The following is a 16,633-nucleotide window of genomic DNA, read 5'->3' as shown; positions in this document are numbered from 1 at the left end:
CCATGCTGTCATTTATCGGACAATTCCTGACCCTCAATGAGGTTGCCGTCATCGTCATGTTCCTGACGTTCATCTGGATGCTGTTCCGCGGCATCCCGGTGGCGATGGCACTTGTGGGCGTCAGCCTCGTTTTTGTCGTGATCGCCGAGGTGTTCCTTGACCCCTATCGTAGCTACTTTCGCGATATTATCGAATTTGATCGCACCGGCATCGACTATCAACGCCTGGGTGCACTGTCGGGCCGTATCTTTGGCAGTACCGTCAAAAACCCGGTTCTTGTTGCCCTGCCGATGTTTATCTTTATGGGCCTGATGCTGGATCAATCTGGTGTGGCGCAACGCATGATGCGGTCGATGCAAAAGCTGTTTGGCAGCTTGCGCGGCGGTCTGTCTCTAACGGTCCTGCTGATCGGGATCATCCTTGCCGCTTCAACTGGCGTTATCGGTGCATCTGTGACCCTGTTGGGCGTGATGGCCTTGCCTGCGATGATGGCGCAGGATTACTCCAAACCGATCGCCACGGGCACCATCGCCTCTGCCGGGACATTGGGTATCCTGATCCCCCCGTCGATCATGCTGGTGATCATGTCGGACCAGCTGGCGATCAGCCTTGGCGATCTGTTCATGGGGGCTCTGTTCCCCGGTCTGATCCTGGGTGCGCTTTATATCACCTTCATCGTGATCTACGGCCTGATCAAACCTGACGCGATGCCCGTACCCGCAAAGACAGAAGAGGTCGGTTGGCCAGTCGTCAAAGAGGTACTGCTGGCAGTCATCCCGCCGATGATCCTGATCCTTTTGGTGCTAGGGTCGATCTTTGCGGGTATCGCTACCCCAACCGAAGCCTCTGGTTTGGGTGCTTTGGGGGCCACGATGTTGGCGCTGGCCAATGGGCGCTTGAACATGAAAGTTCTGCGTGAAGTCAGCCGTTCAACCCTGAACACCTCGGGTTATATCGTGGGTATCTTTTTGGCCGCGAACTTCTTTGCCTTCATCCTGCGCCGCTATGGTGGGGATGAGATTATCGAAGGGTTGGTGCTATCTGTGTTTGAGGACCCTTATGCCATCATCCTGTTCATCCTGTTTATCGTTTTCCTGTTGGGCTTCCTGCTGGACTGGATCGAGATCACGATCATTATCATGCCACTGATGTTGCCCATCATTCAGGGGTTAGGGATCGAAGGGGATATTCCTGATTTTGGTCAGGTCGCAGCACCCGTGATTACCTGGTTCGCGATCCTTGTGGCGGTAACGTTACAAACGTCGTTCCTGACCCCGCCGGTTGGCTTTGCGCTGTTCTACCTCAAAGGTGTCTGCCCTCCGGGTGTCACCATCGGCGATATCTACAAAGGGGTGATCCCGTTTGTATTGCTGCAGATCTTGGGCTTATTCATCGTGTTCGAGTTCCCGTGGCTGGTCACATGGCTGCCCTCGGTCGCTTACGGTAATTGACGCCGACGATGTCAATTAGGCCGCTGAACATTGACCCAAGCAACTGCTTCATCGCGGGTGCTTGGGTCGCTCCGCTTTCGGGCGACAGCCTTCCTTTGATCAACCCATCTGATGGCAGCACCCTGTGCCAGATTGCACGCGGGCAGGCGGCCGATATTGACGCCGCTGTTGTGGCCGCGGATGCGGCCTTGTCCGGCGCATGGGGCAAAGCAACTGCGGCCGAGCGCGGGCGCATCTTGGTCAAGATCGGGCGCGCGGTCTTGGAGCATGTCGAAGAGCTGGCACAGCTTGAGGCGATGGATGTCGGAAAGCCCCTCAAGCAAGCCCGTGCAGATGTGCTGGCATTGGCTCGCTATTTGGAATTCTACGGCGGTGCCGCCGACAAGGTGCATGGCGAAACGATCCCCTATCTTGATGGCTACACCGTCTACACCCTGCGTGAACCGCATGGGGTCACCGGGCATATCATCCCATGGAATTACCCGATGCAAATCATCGGGCGGTCCGTTGGGGCGGCTTTGGCCATGGGCAACGCCTGCGTGCTGAAACCGGCCGAGGAGGCGTGCCTGACAGCGCTCGCCTTCGCTGAAATCGCGCGGCAAGCGGGGCTGCCGGATGGTGCGCTGAATGTCGTGCCGGGGCTGGGGGCCGAGGCGGGGGCGGCGCTATCTGCCCACAAAGGCGTACACCACATTTCATTCACCGGATCGGTCGGTGTGGGCAAACTGATCCAGCAGACGGCGGGTGCGAATGTTGTGCCGGTGACGTTGGAATTAGGGGGCAAGTCGCCTCAAGTCGTATTTGATGACGCCAATATCGAAGCGGCGCTGCCGTTCCTTGTGAACGCAGGGATTCAGAATGCAGGACAGACCTGTTCGGCCTCGTCGCGGATATTGGTGCAACAGGGCGTTTATGATCAGGTTGTTGCAGCGATGGCCGCGCGTTACACAGCGTTGCGCACAGGGCCTGCGATGGTGGACTTGGATGTCGGGCCTTTGGTGTCTCTCCGCCAGAAGGAAATCGTGGAAGGCTTCCTTGCCAAAGGCGCTGATCTGAGGATCGCCGCCCAAGGTCGGATTGTTGACGATGCACCCGAGGGTGGCGCCTATGTTGCGCCAACTTTATTTGCCGATGTCCCGCCGGACCACACGCTAGCTCAGGATGAAATCTTCGGCCCTGTTCAGGTGATCATCCCTTTTGAGGACGAAGCTGAAGCGATTGCTATCGCGAACGGCACCGACTTTGGCCTTGTCGCATCCTGCTGGTCAGAAAACGGCGCGCGGCAGATGCGGATGGCGCGTGCGTTGCGGGCGGGGCAGGTGTTTATCAACAACTACGGTGCAGGTGGCGGGGTCGAGCTGCCCTTTGGCGGCACGGGCCTGTCAGGCCATGGTCGCGAAAAAGGGTTCGAAGCGCTATATGGCTTTTCTGTCCTCAAAACGGTTGCCGCGCTCCACCGGTAGTCGGCGAATGGGTCGTTTGTGGGCGGCGTATATCTGATCATCAGAAAAATTTTGCTGAAAAATGTGCCGCATTATAGCTGGAACCGTTGGCTTTCGTCATCACGACAACGGTTTGCCAATCCAGAATGGAACCGCATCCCCAAATAGTCGACGTTGGTGATTAACGTTATGACTTTGTTTACAAAGTCTCGATACAAGTTTCGCAGCAGCGGTGGTCGCTGTGTGCATGAAGACTTTGTCGGGGTGCCTTCTCTCAGGATAAATATCCTGATGAAGCTGCCAATTTTTGAGGCAGAGGGCGGATTTGAGACGTCACATTCTGGCTGAATCCAACAAATTCTTTGCACATTTCGGCCACATTTGCTAAAAACAGGTGTGTTGTTAATCTTTGGTGAAGACAATGTTGCGTTATGATTTCGAGATGTTTTCTGCTAACGGGTCGCATGGTTCTGGATATGGTGACACGGCCTCCTCTGGAAATCATGGTGACGTCAGACCAAACACGGTCATGGCCGTTTTTCGCGATCAGCAAACCGCTGATGCTGTGACATCCTCTCCACCAATTGTACGTCTGTTCCTGGAAGAAGCTGGGTTTGGGTTGAGCGCGGCGGACGTTGAGAAAGCGGATGTTGACGCCCCGGATACTGAACACAAAATGCGGCGAACATTGGTTGAGCAGGTGACGCTGGCGCTGTCAAATCGCGCACTCAAAAAGGCACTGGCGCGTGCGGCGAAAGACAGTGAATTTGATGTGGCGGCATTCATTGCTGCAGTCGTGTCCAAGGAGCCCGCAGAAAAGCGCTATAATGCTGAAGAAATTCGGCAAAACAGCCCTGTAACACCGCGCCGACCGTACCAACTGCGCGGCAAAGGCCTCAAAAGCCGCCTACGCCCTTGCTAAAAACGCGATCAAGCGAGCTTTTCAAGGTGACCTAGACTGCTGAACGACCTGTCGATGGTACGCCACTTCGCAATTTTCCAAAACCGCATGGCAAGCCGCGGCCTGATGATCGACGCTCCCCCACGGTGTTGTCGCCAATCTATGGTTACGTTGGTGATATGCTGGCGAGGACCATGGCGCGCGTCAGGTATTCTGCTGCCGTTGGTGCCTGTTGAGAGAGAAAAGCATTTTTCCTGAACACTTCTGAAGCTTGGCGATCAGAACGGCGAAAAAACACCGATGTTTGATAGCGCGCGCCCCAAAGGCGTGCGGTAGCGCGAAGTTAAGAAGGGTGCGCAATGACAACCCGGACCGCCTGATCGGGCGCAACAAGGGTACGGCGAACTCAAAACTGTCGCTGTCAGGGTTGCGCGATGTCGGTCTTTGCGGATCGTCGCCATGGCGGATGAGCGCAGCGACCACCTCAATATACGCGATTTTTTTTGCGCGAGATGCCCGCCGCAAACACATGCTGGCGGATTAATTGAAAACAAAAAGATGACGCGAAGTGTCCCATCGTGCGAACGGCGCAGTGTCGACAAACGACTTTCGACGAACGAAGCGAAGTGGGCGATTTACGTATAGGCAAGGACGCAACGAGGGGCGGAGGCATAGCTGGCATCGCGCGGAATCTGCTTTCAAATGGTTGTGGGGCCAAACGGTTCCTCCGGCACGTGCGTTTGGCTTGCGAGGAGCTAGAGGCAGCCTACTGACCGAGAACCCAATCCGCCAGATCGCGGCGTTTCGGGTCCTAGAGAAAGAAGTACAGGTGAGCATGCGGCAAGGCAGCGCGGCCAAAGCCGATCTTTAATTGTCAGTCTTTGGCCTTCGCATGCAACCAACCATACCTGATCCCGGCGCTGACCATCAAATGCTCCACCGGAATACAAGAAGGCGCCATTTACAGGAATGATTGCACATTCACTCCAAAAGTAATCACGCCAATGATCTCTGAGCTGTTAGGGGCCCGCACAGACATGTTTACCTGTGCCTGATATGATTGGGTTGTCGTATCCCACTCGACTTCGCTGATGAAGACATCACTATTCTCACCAACGGTTTTCTCCCATTTTTCTTCGTCACCTTGCCAATAATCGGTGGTGACATGACCTTGCGCCACGTTGAGTCCCTTGGCATCGAACGAAAATACTTCCGTCACTGTGCCACCGGATTCACCCATCCGCATGCGCAACCAATCAGAGAGTTCTGAATTGACCAGGCTTTCCACCCATGGGCGATCGCCCTCAAGTTTCGCCTCTGCCCGCCAGGTTTCATCGAGCTGAATAATTTCTTCTTCTGTCAGCTCAGAATATTCAGCGTTTTGGGCGATCATACGTGCGACAAGCGGAGCGTGCTGCGTCCACGAACGCAGTTCTCGTTCAGCATAGGCCAAAACGGGCGCGTAATAGAGTTCTTCCTGTCCTGGGGCAGCAATCATATAAAGAGTAACGAGGTTATCCATGTAACCCGCCATGATCTTGTTCTTGTTGGTCTGATCCAGTGTAATTTCTTCCGCACTATTGGTGGATGACGTCAACAACGACACGTCCAGCATATCAGTGTCCCACAATGTGCGCGATTGCTGTGCCATATCAGCGACCAGATCGTTGGGAGGCGCAATAATGCCAAGATTGTCAGCACCATTTTCAAGTGCGGATAGCGAATTTTCAAAGAGCCCAATTGATGTTTCGACATCCGATATTGAGCCGAAGGCATCTTGATCGCTCATAACGCCGCAGATCTCTTTGGAAATCTGGTGTACAATCTTGCGTTGGCGGTTTGCAATGTTGATGGTGAAGCCATTCGCAGACAGCAATTCAGCAGGATTGGTATATTGCGCGATAAATTCTGATGCGAGTTGCTCAGTGGCTTCCTCTTGCAGCGACATATTCGATGCCAGACGCACAACTTGCTCGGCTGCATCGGTCCCTGCAATGATACTTTCAGCACTCTGCTTCGACACTGCCCAGATGACATCCAGTTCATCAAGACCTCGCAAAATCCGGCTATTGGTCTCGGCGTTTGGTATGGCAAACAATGGGTTACCATCACGCAAGGCGCGTGTGATACCGTCGAACTCGTCAATGATCTTGACCAGTTCCTGCGCCGAGGCCTCAACACTATATCCTGCGTTATATCTACAGGCCGCCGCAGCGAGTTCTTGGGTAAGTGTCCGCAGCTCCCCGGAAAGGTTAATTCGTGCAGAACTACCATCAAAACCGGCGATGGTGCCTGTGTCGGCCGTGGCCTGTGAAACAGCGGCTTGCGGAAAAGCCAGTGCAAGCGCGGTGACGATTGCCATGCGCGATGTCGTTCGCAGACTTCCGTTATCCACTGACTTTGCGGCAGAGAGCGGCGTATTACCCAGCATATCTTGGATTTTTGATACCAACTTGATCATGGAATGTTCCTCAATTCGTTTCGTCGTTTAGAACCGGGTGTATCAGAAATCTGACTCTACCCGGCACAGTGTCAGGATGTCAGAGCCACTATTCCGGAACTTTGATCCATGCCTCCACACGACGATTGATCGCCCGACCGGCTTCGTTGGTATTACAGGAAACAGGTGACATTTCACCAAAACCTTTCACAACAAAGTTCACATTCTCAAGGCTATCCCCGATTGCATTTTGCACTTCGACGGCCACTTGTTCCGCACGATCAAAAGACAGTGCAAGATTGTTACTAAACGGGCCAACACTGTCTGTGAACCCGACTATCGCAACCTCTGTTCCGGCTGGATAGTTTTGCAGGTGACTCACAAGGCGCCCGACGTCGTTCTGCGCTTTCTGGTCGAGCTGGCTTGACGCGGTTGGAAAGCGGATTGTGGTCGACAGGCGGTCCCATTCCGCCATCTCCGTCATCAAGTTGCTCATGTTGCGAATTTCGAAGTCGTCGCTGCTTGCCGCGATGTTATTTTGCAGCCGCTCGATCAGGAAATCCTGCGCTTGGCTCTCGATACCAAGATCGATAAATCCGGCCTTAGCGATAACGCCGTCAGCGAGTTCCGACTGCGCGAAGTTCAGGATGTCGACGGCTTCATCCGACACGGTGTCGTCGCGACTATAGAGATACAGGCGACGGCTCATTGGATACTCTTCGGCCTTTGCGCTAAAGCGCGTAGGTGCGATCTCCATGCCACATTCGTTTGCGATATTGAGGGCTTTGGCTCCACGCTGGAATGCAAAACCGACAAAGCCAATAGCGTTCGGATCACGATTGACGAGTGCGGCCATTTCGTCATCATCACCTGCTATGGACAGGCCGCCCGCAAAATTGAGACCTTGGTCGGCCGAGAGTGTCCGCTCAAAGATCGCGCGTGATGCTGATCCCTCATCATACAAAAGCGCGTTGATTGGGCTGTCAGGGCCACCAAGTTGCTGCCAGTTCGTGATGCGACCGGCGTAAATATCGGCAATATCGGCAATGCTCAGAACCGACAGCGGGTTGTCTGGGTGAACGATGACGACAAGGCTGTCGACAGCAACAACGCGCTCGCTTTCTGGACTAACCATGTTGCCAGCGCCTGCTGCGCGCAGCGCTTTGGCTTCATCGCGGGTAATCCGCCGGGAAGAGAGGGCGATATCGGCCGTTTTGTCGCGAAGGGCTTCAAACGCTTCGCTCGAAGAATTGGAAACGATCAGATAGCTAGAAAGATCTTCACCAAATCCTGAGTCTGCAACAGTTTCGACATAGGTTTGACCCGCTACGGATCCGTTCCGCGTGCTTGCTTCGGCGCCGAGCGTATTTGCATAACCTTGGAACACCAACGGCATCAGGCCTTGGGCCAGCGTGTCGGAGCCGGCAAGTGTTACTGCTGCATTGATTTTGTCAATTTCTGGACATGCTTCTCCGCGACAGACCATTCGAGATGCGGAAACGCGTAACTCGCCAATCTTCAGTTTGATCTTATTTGCGTTTTTATACGTTAAAAACCAATATGGATTCAAAAATGGCTAAACTTTGCTCAAAAAATAGTCTTTTGGTGTTGCAATAGTCTATTGGACTACCTGTCCTGATCTCTGGTTTCGCGAGGTCGAGGCGCGACAGAACACTTCTAACTTGTTGAGGTTTTTGAACTTTCCGCTCGTGACTTGACCGTGGTGCTGGGACGGGCAACGCAGAAAACACGACCACCAAGATGAAGCCTCAGCACCGCATGTAAGGTGAAATTTCCGTCGGTGCCTTGGAAGCTCAATAGGATGATGATCAAGCTTGCGATGCTGTTTGACGCGTATTTCAACCGAATCAAGCTGGGTGCGTTACAGTTCGTTCTGGGCTGGCATGCATTCGCAATGCCAAGCTACGTATTCGGCCCGCCATTTGCCAAGCTTTCAGAGTAATGTCCATGGGATTGGTCCTGTTGCAAATGTTGGGGGTAGCGCCTCGGCAGACGTGCCGAGGCGCATTGTTTTAGCGGTTGTAAATCGCCGTGATGGTTGACGAGGCCAAGCTATTCGCGTTCACCATAAAGCCCGCCAGTGCGTTGCTGACCGAATTGTCAATCTCAAGCTTGGTGCCCAAAGCATGCACGGTGAACTGGTAGCGGTGAACTTCACCGGGAGGAGGACATGCGCCACCGAAGCCTTCCGCGCCGTAGTCATTGGTCAGTTGCACGCCGTTCACTTCTCCCCCACCGGGCAGCGACGTCACATCCGCAGGAATGTTGAAGGCGAACCAGTGCCACCAGCCGGAACCGGTTGGTGCGTCGGGGTCGTAGACGGTGACGGCGAAGCTTTCGGTGCCTTCAGGCGCGCCGGACCATTCCAGTGTAGGAGCTGTGTTACCACCTTCGCAGCCGAAGCCTTGAAAGACGAAATCAGAGCTCAGCTGCTGACCTTCAGCGATATCTGGGCTGGTCAGTGTGAAACCATCAGCCATGGCTGGTGCGGCCAGTGTCGATGCCAGTGCGGCGGCGAGGAAAACGTTACGTGTCATTGGGATAATCCTTTCTGGGATTGTTTGTTGTTGATGAGACTAACTTAGCCATCACAACGCGGTGCCGCTTCCGGCTCCCAATCAAGAATTATCGGATTTCGATCAATCTGCCGCCAAACGAATGTCTTTTGGCTTAATCCCGAACCTTTTGCGGAATGCGTCAGAAAAATGCGACGGTGTTTTGAACCCGCAATCGAGTGCTATTTCCGAGACTTGGGCATCGGACGTTTGCAACAGGCTGAGCCCATGTTCCAATCGCGTGTGCAGCAAGATCTTGGCAAAACCTTGCCCGCTTTTGGAGAGCCAGCGGCGCATCGTCGCTTCGCTCATGGCGAAATGTTCGGCGACTTCTTCCGCCATCCAAGAATGGCTTAAGTCAGACTCGATCAGGCTGCGCACTTGGCTGATCGGGTCGTCTTCGACGTGTGTTGGCAATTGAAAGCCCTGTTCGCGCAGCCATAAAAGTGGTTCCAACAACCGGTGATCCCGGATGGTGACCGGTAAGGCGTTGTTGTCCAAAGTGTCTTGGATCAGGCCTAGAATATCAGACGGGTTGTGTTCAGCCGCGCGGACGATCTGCACGCCATGTGCGGCGTCCGATTTCGGCAAATCAGAGAACACCGCATTGATCAGATCGTGTGAGTAACTGACGCCCAGCGCGCGATAGTCGCCTTCCATCACCGGGCGGTTTTCCATCGTCACCATGGACCCCGGCGGGAAGATCATCAGATCGCCTTCTTCGCCCAACATCTCGCCTTGCGACGGGGTCAGCACATATTTGCTGCCGCGTCTGATGAAGAAGAAAAACGTGAGGCGAAAGTAGAGTTCCGTGAACGTGGCCGTAGTCGCCTGCGTGATGGGGTAGATCGAAACTTTGCTGTCCACGGTACGTCCTTGGGTGTTGGTGTGCAGCGTTATAGAGGCTGCACCCTCGCGACGGAAACAGATTTCACCGCGCGTTTCCCAGACATCATAAGCTCAGTCAATGCGCAATCATAACATGCCGCACCGCAGTATAATCCTCCAATGCATACATTGACATGTCTTTGCCATAGCCAGATTGCTTTAGGCCACCGTGTGGCATCTCATTGACCAGCATGAAGTGTGTGTTCACCCAAGTGCAGCCGTATTGCAGTGCTGCGGAAGCGTCCATCGCCTTACCTATATCACTTGTCCAGACGGACGACGCGAGGCCGTAGGGGCTGTCATTTGCCCAATCTATGACCGGGTCATCGTCAGTGAACCGTGTGACGGACACAACTGGGCCAAAGACCTCGCGTTGCACGATCTCGTCGTTTTGTTGCGCTCCTGCAATCACGGTGGGGCTATAGTAGAACCCAGACCCATCCACTGATTTGCCGCCAGTTGCGATTTCGATGTGTGATTGTTCCGATGCGCGTTCCACAAAGCTGGCAACGCGGTCCCGCTGACGCAATGATATCAATGGTGGAATTTCGTTCACGGTGTCATCGGCGTTGTTGTAGATGATACTTGCAGCGGCAGAACTGAGGTCTGCAACGAAGTTATCATAGATGCTGGCATGGGCGTAGACGCGGCAGGCAGCTGTGCAGTCTTGCCCCGCATTGTAATAGCCGAAAGCCTTCAATCCGTCGACCGTGCGTGCAAGATCTGCATCCCCATAGACAATGACGGGTGCCTTCCCGCCCAGTTCCAAATGCGTGCGCTTTACGGTTTTGGAGGCAGCAACAAGAACCTTCTTGCCCGTTGCCACATCGCCAGTGATCGAGATCATGTCAACGTCTGGATGGTTCACCAGCGTATTTCCAACAGAGCTACCTTGCCCTGTGATAACATTCACCACGCCTTCGGGCAGAATGTCGGACAGTATCTTGCCAAAGGCCAAGGCGGTCAGCGGTGTTTGCTCGGATGGCTTCAGGACGACTGTGTTGCCACCTGCCAGTGCTGGCGCGAGTTTCCATGCCATCATCATGATGGGGTAATTCCACGGTGCAATCGAGGCCACGACACCAATGGGATCCCGCCGGATCATGGAGGTATGCCCTTCCATATAGGCGCCTGCGACCGGCCCGTGCATGTTCCGCACCGCCCCCGCGAAATAGCGAAAGCAGTCGGCAACCGCGGGGATTTCCTCGCCCCGCACCTCATTGATCGGCTTGCCACAATTCAGCGCTTCCAAGGCGGCAAGGTTGTCGAGATCTGCCTCAACCGCATCGGCGACTTTGAGCAGGAGCGTCGCGCGATCTGCGGGCGTGGTCTTGGCCCAGCCTGGGAATGCAGCGCGGGCCGCGGCAACAGCCCGGTCGATCTGGTCTGGGCTTGCCTCGGGCATTTTGACGATCACCTCGCCGGTGCGCGGGTTCAATACGGTTTCTTCGTTCTCGGTCCCCGCCTCGAAGGCGCTTCCGATCAGCATTTTGGTTTCCATAAGAGATCTCCCTTTTTATTTGCCCTGACCCGCGACCGTCTCGGTTCCACGGGTCAAATAGTAAGCGCCGAGGATCGGCAGGAACGTAACAAGCACGACGACCATGGCCACGACGTTGGTGACGGGACGCTGGCGCGGCCGCACCAACTCTTCCAACATCCAGATGGGTAGGGTCTGTTGCTGCCCGGCGGTAAATGTTGTGACAATGACCTCGTCAAAGCTAAGCGCGAAGGCGAGCATACCCCCCGCCAGAATAGCCGTTGCCATATTTGGCAAGATGATAAAGCGCAGGGTCTGCCAATAGGTTGCGCCCAAATCCATGGAGGCCTCGATCAAGCTGCTGGAGGTTCGCCGAAAACGTGCGACAGCGTTGTTGTAGACCACCACGATGCAGAATGTTGCGTGACCAAGGATGATGGTCCACGTGCTGAATGGAATGTCTGCGATGTTGAAGGCTGATCGCAGTGAGATACCGGTAATGATCCCTGGCAGTGCAATAGGTAGGATCACCAACAATGAAATGGTTTCGCGCCCAAAGAACTTTGACCGCGCGACGGCAGCTGCGCAGAGCGTCCCAAGAATGATCGCAATGAGTGTCGAGATGCTGGCAACCCGCAGCGACAGGCTAAGTGCCTGCCATACATCCGGGCGGTTCCAGGTCACCTCGAACCATTGCAGGGTCAGGCCAGGTGGCGGCCATTGATAACTTTTGTCCTCGGTCGTGAAGGCGTAGACAAAGATCAGCAGGATCGGCAGATGCAGGAACAACAGCCCGCCGACTGCTGCGATTTTCAACCCAAGAGAGGCTTTAGAGTGCATCGAAGGCCCCCGCGCGTTTGGCTAAGGTCAGATAGATGCCCATGACAACGATGGGGACGACGGCAAATGCCGCTGCCAGAGGGATGTTGCCGGCGGTGCCTTGAAACTGATAGACGGCCTGTCCGATCATGCGCGCCGACGTGCCGACGATTTGTGGGATGATGTAATCCCCCATGGTAAGGCTGAAGGTAAAGATCGACCCTGCGATGATCCCCGGCAAAGCCAGCGGTAGGATCACGTGGCGTAGTGTCTGGCCGGGCTTTGCCCCCAAATCTCCAGAAGCCTCGAGCATCGACGGCGGTACCCGTTCAAGAGATGCCTGAATTGGCAAGATCATGAATGGCAACCATACATAGAGAAACACAAGAAAAGTTCCGGTCCAGCTCACTGACAAGGAATTGCCGCCGATCCCGGGGATGGACAGATAGGCCTCTAGCACCCACGAAAGGTGCAATGTTTCGAAAAGCCAGTTTAGGATGCCTTCTTTGGCAAGGATCAACTTCCATGAATAGACCTTGACCAGATAGCTTGACCATAGCGGCAGCATGACGCCCAGATAGAAAACGGCCTTCCATTTTCCTCGCGCATAGCGCGCCGCATAGTAAGCGATGGGAAAGGCCACGATCGCGGCACCTATCGTGACAGCGGATGCCATTGCGATCGTGCGTACAAGAATATCAAAGTTCGAGGCGCGGAAGAGTTCACCGTAGGTTTTTAAGGTGAATTCGTAGTTGATGAGGCCTGAGAACTCATCAATCGAGAAGAAACTCTGTGCCAGCAGCGCGAAAAGCGACCCAATGTACACGATCCCAAGCCATAGCAATGGGGGCGTGACCAGCAGTAAGAGTAGCAAGTTAGGGCGTCGCCACAGCGCATCCGACAGGGGGGAACCTTTTGCCCTATCCATGTGTGCCGTCCATTAAATGCAACGCACCGGCTGCCCAACCCATTTGAACCGCCTCACCAACGCCGGGGACAGCACCCCCTTTGGGGATCAGCACTTTTATGATCTGCTGATTGCAACGCACCTCAATCCGCGTCGCGGATCCAAGGAAAGCTTGTGCTTCCACCACGCCATCAAGCGGGCCCGACCCCAGTGTGATGGCTTCTGGACGCAAGCTGGCCGCAGCGCGCGTTCCGGTAACAGTATGTACGATGTCGGCGGGAAGCACATTCGATGCGCCTACAAAGTCTGCGACGAAGGGCGTCTGCGGTCTGTCATAGACATCTTCGGGGCTGCCAACTTGCTGTATCTGGCCATCGTTGAATACCGCGACGCGATCCGCCATAGAAAGCGCTTCGCCTTGATCGTGAGTGACAAAAACGAACGCAATGCCAAGGCGTCGTTGCAAGGACTTCAGCTCTCCTTGCATCTGCTCGCGCAACTTGAGATCCAAAGCGCCGAGTGGTTCGTCCAAGAGCAGCACTTTAGGTTTCATGACCAAGGCCCGCGCCAAGGCGACGCGCTGTCGCTGCCCCCCAGACAATTCCGACGGCTTGCGATCACCAAAGCCTTCCAGCGCGACCAATGCGAGCCCTTCATCGGCTGCGGCCCGACGGGTAGACTTGCCATCGCCGCGCACCATCAACCCGTACGCCACGTTGTCACGCACGTTTAAATGCGGGAACAAGGCGTAGTCTTGAAACACGGTGTTCACTGGGCGGCGATAGGGTGGGACTTGTGTGGCATCTTCGCTGAAAATCGAAATGGAACCAGCACTGGGCCGCTCAAAACCGGCAATCAGTCGCAGGCAGGTTGTTTTGCCTGACCCTGACGGGCCAAGCAGGGCAAAGAATTCGCCCTCCGCGATCTCAAGGTCCACCCTATCGACTGCGCGCACGTCTCCGAAGTGGCGCGAAACGCCCGAAAATTTAATTGCTGCTGTCATATCTCGCCCGATGCCCTGCACAGTGGTTGCTCCACCATGCAGGAAAAGTTCAGTTACCGTCCACCAATCACACCGATGTAGTCAGAGACCCATCGGTAGTAAGGCACACATTCGCCCTGGCTTTCGCATTGGGTGACGGGTGTGGTCCAGAAACTTACCTGCGCAAAGTTGTCAAAGCCGTTGGCTGTGCAACCTTCTGCCGTTTGCATTCCGCGCCCGTCCGTACAGGCTGCTGGCACCGCAGGATTGGCACCAAACCAGACCGAAAGGTCAGACATCAAGTTCGACGACAGCGTGTGCTCCATCCACTTGTAGGCACAGTTTGGGTTTTCACTATCGATGTGCATCATCGTTGTATCGGCCCAACCAGTCACGCCCTCCTTTGGAAAGACACTCGACACAGGCGCGCCGTCGCCTTGCAACAGGTTGCGCTGAAATGGCCAAGAACCTGAGGCAGCCATACCTTCGTTTTTGAAGTCATCGATCTGGATAAACGCGTCATGCCAATAGCGACTAACCAGCGTGCGTTGCGTCCGCAGCAGATCAAGCGCCGCATCGTACTGGTCCTGGTTCAGCTCATATGGGCTTTCGATCCCCAGCTCTGGCTGGTGCGTCATCAGATATAGCGCCGCATCGGCGATGTGGATTGGTCCGTCATAGGCCTGTACCCGCCCCACATTGGACGCCCCATCGGGGAGCGTCATCTCTTCAAAGACGACGTTCCAAGACTCGGGCGGCGTGTCTCCGAAGACTTCGGTATTGTACATCAAGATGTTTGGACCCCACATATAGGGTGTTCCATAGTGGGTGCCGTCGACAAAGTGCCAAGGCGCTTCTTTGAGGCGGTCATCAATGGTGTCCCAGCTCGGGATCAGACTTGTGTTGATGGGCTGAACACGGTTGCCCGCGACCATCCGCAACGAAGCATCGCCAGAGGCCGTCACGAGATCAAAACCGCCCTCGTTCATCAAAGCGACCATTTCATCAGAGGTATTGGCGGTTTTGACGTTCACCATGCAACCGGTGGCTTCTTCAAACCCAGTGACCCAGTCAAAGGTATCGACGGTTTCGCCGCGCTCGATATAGCCCGGCCAGGCCACGATATTCACTTGGCCTTCGCCCTCACCAATTTCAGTTACCATGTCTGCAGCCAATGGCTGAGCTATGACCGAAGCCAAGACGGCTGCCGATACAGTCGAGTTCAAAATACGTCTCATGATGCATACTCCCCATTTTAGTGATGTCTTTGTTGCATGAACAATGTCGGAGCCATCTAATTCAGGCAAATTCAATTTTCCGAGGGGTATTATCGGATTTTCCGAATTAACGAAGTCGTGGCGCGTGAAAGCTTTGTGCCACTGACAGAAACGTGCGAGTGGCATCTGACACGCTCGCGCCACGTCGCCACACCAGACCGACTTGGATCACCGGCAACTGAGCCGAGACGTCGCGACTGTCGATCCGGTCGCCCTCCAAAGACCACGGCCGATAGACCAGATCGGGGAGGAACGAAATACCAGCTCCGCTTGCTACCAAGGACCGCACGGCCTCGACGGATCGTGTACGAAATGCAACGCGCGGCTTGGTCGGAAAACTAGACAAAAGCCGGGCCGCTTCATCCTGAATTTCCTCCACGCTCAAAACAATCTGAGGCTCAGACGAAAGGTCATCCAGCGAAATGCTTTCAAGTGAGCTCAAAGGATGCCCAAGCGGGAGCCACAATCTGTAAGGCGACACCGCCAATAGTTCCGAATGAAGGGCTGCCGGATTGCGAAGCCGATCAACCAACATAACTGCAATGTCCAGTTCGCCACCGACCAAAAGATGTTCCAGATACTCGGGCGTATCTTCAATTGCGCTCACCTCAATTTCCGGCTGGGCTCTGCGAAAGCGTGATAACAGATCAGACAGGACGTAGCCTGAGGTCAGCGACGACACACCAATGTTAATGCTCCCCGACAAATTGCTATGTTTGCCACCAAGGCTAAGCTCAGCATTTGAGATCTCGGCTAATATGGCCTTGGCGTGGCGCATGAAGACATGCCCCTGATGGGTCATCTCAACGCCGCGCCTGCGCCGCTCAAAGAGCTTGAGACCCAGATGTCCTTCAAGATCCTTCACAGCTTCGGTGAGCGTGCTTTGGGAAATCGCCAATTCTGTCGCGGCCCGGCTGAACGAACCATGCTCAGCAACACCAACAAAATACTTCGCCTGCTTGAGTGTAAACGGCAATTGCTTTCCCCTCAGAACCAAAGTTGTAGTTGGCCAATTTCAACGATGCAATGGCGATGACAAAGGGCGTTCTGCCGATGGTTTGCCTATGCCGCATTCGCCTCGATGCATAGTGGAAAACGATGGTTTTTGAACTTTTGCAAAGGCAGATTTGGGCTTGTCGACCCTGAGATACAGCGCATGGTATCTGTAGGCGCATTTGGGAAGATCAAAACCTGAACAGAGCGAGCGGCCAAAACGGACGTGAGGGGGAAGATCAAAGCTCATAAAACAGCCCCAGCAAGGGCGACATTGCGACCAACACAACTGAACAAAAATGGTGGGTGGCGGAGACGAAGGGATTCGAACCCTCGAGACAGTTTCCCGCCTACTCCCTTAGCAGGGGAGCGCCTTCGACCACTCGGCCACGTCTCCGCTGACGCGTCTAGCAGGAACAAACTTAGGATCACAAGTGATTTTTTGATTTCAAGACAGCTTTGCTGTGCTGCTAACGC

14 protein-coding genes and 1 tRNA gene are annotated in these 16,633 nt (G+C 54.8%); 4 read left to right on the top strand and 11 right to left on the bottom strand.

Translation table 11 applies throughout. The annotated features are described in order from the left end of the window. Positions 1-2: 2 nt before the first annotated feature. From ACZ1G5_RS03905 to ACZ1G5_RS03895, 3 genes are all read left to right on the top strand, one after another. Positions 3-1,451 (top strand): TRAP transporter large permease, encoded by a 1,449-nt coding sequence (locus tag ACZ1G5_RS03905; RefSeq protein WP_472731609.1) that lies wholly within the window; start codon positions 3-5, stop codon positions 1,449-1,451. An 8-nt stretch (positions 1,452-1,459) separates the two neighbouring features. Next, entirely contained in the window at positions 1,460-2,914 is a 1,455-nt protein-coding gene (locus ACZ1G5_RS03900) for an aldehyde dehydrogenase family protein (RefSeq protein WP_472731608.1), read from the top strand. A gap of 391 nt (positions 2,915-3,305) precedes the next feature. Further along, positions 3,306-3,815 (top strand): hypothetical protein, encoded by a 510-nt coding sequence (locus ACZ1G5_RS03895; protein WP_472731607.1) that lies wholly within the window; start codon positions 3,306-3,308, stop codon positions 3,813-3,815. 940 nt (positions 3,816-4,755) lie between these two features. Here the strand turns inward: ACZ1G5_RS03895 and ACZ1G5_RS03890 are convergent. Both ACZ1G5_RS03890 and ACZ1G5_RS03885 read right to left on the bottom strand, forming a co-directional pair. Next, the gene (locus ACZ1G5_RS03890) at positions 4,756-6,255 is read right to left on the bottom strand and encodes a type IV pili methyl-accepting chemotaxis transducer N-terminal domain-containing protein (RefSeq protein WP_472731606.1); all 1,500 of its coding nucleotides are present in this window, start codon (positions 6,253-6,255) and stop codon (positions 4,756-4,758) included. An 88-nt stretch (positions 6,256-6,343) separates the two neighbouring features. After that, positions 6,344-7,720 (bottom strand): substrate-binding domain-containing protein, encoded by a 1,377-nt coding sequence (locus tag ACZ1G5_RS03885; protein WP_472731605.1) that lies wholly within the window; start codon positions 7,718-7,720, stop codon positions 6,344-6,346. Between the two features lie 336 nt (positions 7,721-8,056). Here ACZ1G5_RS03885 and ACZ1G5_RS03880 point away from each other — a divergent pair, with 336 nt between their 5' ends. After that, positions 8,057-8,197 carry a hypothetical protein gene (locus ACZ1G5_RS03880; protein ID WP_472731604.1) on the top strand — a complete coding sequence of 47 codons (141 nt, stop codon included), beginning with the start codon at positions 8,057-8,059 and terminating at the stop codon, positions 8,195-8,197. 70 nt (positions 8,198-8,267) lie between these two features. Here ACZ1G5_RS03880 and ACZ1G5_RS03875 read toward each other — a convergent pair whose 3' ends face one another. The 9 genes from ACZ1G5_RS03875 to ACZ1G5_RS03835 form a co-directional block, all read right to left on the bottom strand. After that, positions 8,268-8,792 (bottom strand): YbhB/YbcL family Raf kinase inhibitor-like protein, encoded by a 525-nt coding sequence (locus ACZ1G5_RS03875; protein ID WP_472731603.1) that lies wholly within the window; start codon positions 8,790-8,792, stop codon positions 8,268-8,270. Between the two features lie 102 nt (positions 8,793-8,894). Then, positions 8,895-9,677 (bottom strand): helix-turn-helix transcriptional regulator, encoded by a 783-nt coding sequence (locus ACZ1G5_RS03870; RefSeq protein WP_472731602.1) that lies wholly within the window; start codon positions 9,675-9,677, stop codon positions 8,895-8,897. A 97-nt stretch (positions 9,678-9,774) separates the two neighbouring features. Further along, entirely contained in the window at positions 9,775-11,199 is a 1,425-nt protein-coding gene (locus ACZ1G5_RS03865) for a gamma-aminobutyraldehyde dehydrogenase (protein ID WP_472731601.1), read from the bottom strand. Positions 11,200-11,214: 15 nt separating this feature from the next. Then, a complete protein-coding gene (locus ACZ1G5_RS03860; RefSeq protein WP_472731600.1) occupies positions 11,215-12,018 on the bottom strand; it encodes an ABC transporter permease in 804 nt (267 codons plus the stop codon). After that, a complete protein-coding gene (locus ACZ1G5_RS03855) occupies positions 12,008-12,925 on the bottom strand; it encodes an ABC transporter permease (protein ID WP_472731599.1) in 918 nt (305 codons plus the stop codon). Before ACZ1G5_RS03855 ends, ACZ1G5_RS03860 begins: the two co-directional genes overlap by 11 nt. Beyond that, positions 12,918-13,907, bottom strand: a complete 990-nt coding sequence (locus ACZ1G5_RS03850; protein WP_472731598.1) for an ABC transporter ATP-binding protein — start codon at positions 13,905-13,907, stop codon at positions 12,918-12,920. The genes ACZ1G5_RS03855 and ACZ1G5_RS03850 overlap by 8 nt, the downstream gene beginning before the upstream one ends. 53 nt (positions 13,908-13,960) lie before the next feature. Beyond that, entirely contained in the window at positions 13,961-15,124 is a 1,164-nt protein-coding gene (locus ACZ1G5_RS03845) for an ABC transporter substrate-binding protein (protein WP_472731597.1), read from the bottom strand. Positions 15,125-15,230: 106 nt separating this feature from the next. Continuing rightward, positions 15,231-16,139: a LysR family transcriptional regulator gene (locus ACZ1G5_RS03840; protein WP_472731596.1), complete on the bottom strand. Its 909-nt coding sequence runs from the start codon at positions 16,137-16,139 to the stop codon at positions 15,231-15,233. A 324-nt stretch (positions 16,140-16,463) separates the two neighbouring features. Further along, positions 16,464-16,553 (bottom strand) — tRNA-Ser (locus ACZ1G5_RS03835). Positions 16,554-16,633 lie beyond the last annotated feature (80 nt).

The organism is Yoonia sp. JB2-21, from assembly GCF_055693545.1.
This window is presented reverse-complemented; position numbering and strand designations above follow the sequence as displayed.

What these genes read in the sequence shown, in the direction of transcription:
- ACZ1G5_RS03885 (WP_472731605.1), bottom strand. Translation starts at nt 7,720, where the DNA reads ATGGTCTGTCGCGGAGAAGCATGTCCAGAAATTGACAAAATCAATGCA.
- ACZ1G5_RS03900 (WP_472731608.1), top strand. Translation starts at nt 1,460, where the DNA reads ATGTCAATTAGGCCGCTGAACATTGACCCAAGCAACTGCTTCATCGCG.
- ACZ1G5_RS03860 (WP_472731600.1), bottom strand. Translation starts at nt 12,018, where the DNA reads ATGCACTCTAAAGCCTCTCTTGGGTTGAAAATCGCAGCAGTCGGCGGG.
- ACZ1G5_RS03880 (WP_472731604.1), top strand. Translation starts at nt 8,057, where the DNA reads ATGATGATCAAGCTTGCGATGCTGTTTGACGCGTATTTCAACCGAATC.
- ACZ1G5_RS03865 (WP_472731601.1), bottom strand. Translation starts at nt 11,199, where the DNA reads ATGGAAACCAAAATGCTGATCGGAAGCGCCTTCGAGGCGGGGACCGAG.
- ACZ1G5_RS03890 (WP_472731606.1), bottom strand. Translation starts at nt 6,255, where the DNA reads ATGATCAAGTTGGTATCAAAAATCCAAGATATGCTGGGTAATACGCCG.
- ACZ1G5_RS03855 (WP_472731599.1), bottom strand. Translation starts at nt 12,925, where the DNA reads ATGGATAGGGCAAAAGGTTCCCCCCTGTCGGATGCGCTGTGGCGACGC.
- ACZ1G5_RS03905 (WP_472731609.1), top strand. Translation starts at nt 3, where the DNA reads ATGCTGTCATTTATCGGACAATTCCTGACCCTCAATGAGGTTGCCGTC.
- ACZ1G5_RS03850 (WP_472731598.1), bottom strand. Translation starts at nt 13,907, where the DNA reads ATGACAGCAGCAATTAAATTTTCGGGCGTTTCGCGCCACTTCGGAGAC.
- ACZ1G5_RS03875 (WP_472731603.1), bottom strand. Translation starts at nt 8,792, where the DNA reads ATGACACGTAACGTTTTCCTCGCCGCCGCACTGGCATCGACACTGGCC.
- ACZ1G5_RS03845 (WP_472731597.1), bottom strand. Translation starts at nt 15,124, where the DNA reads ATGAGACGTATTTTGAACTCGACTGTATCGGCAGCCGTCTTGGCTTCG.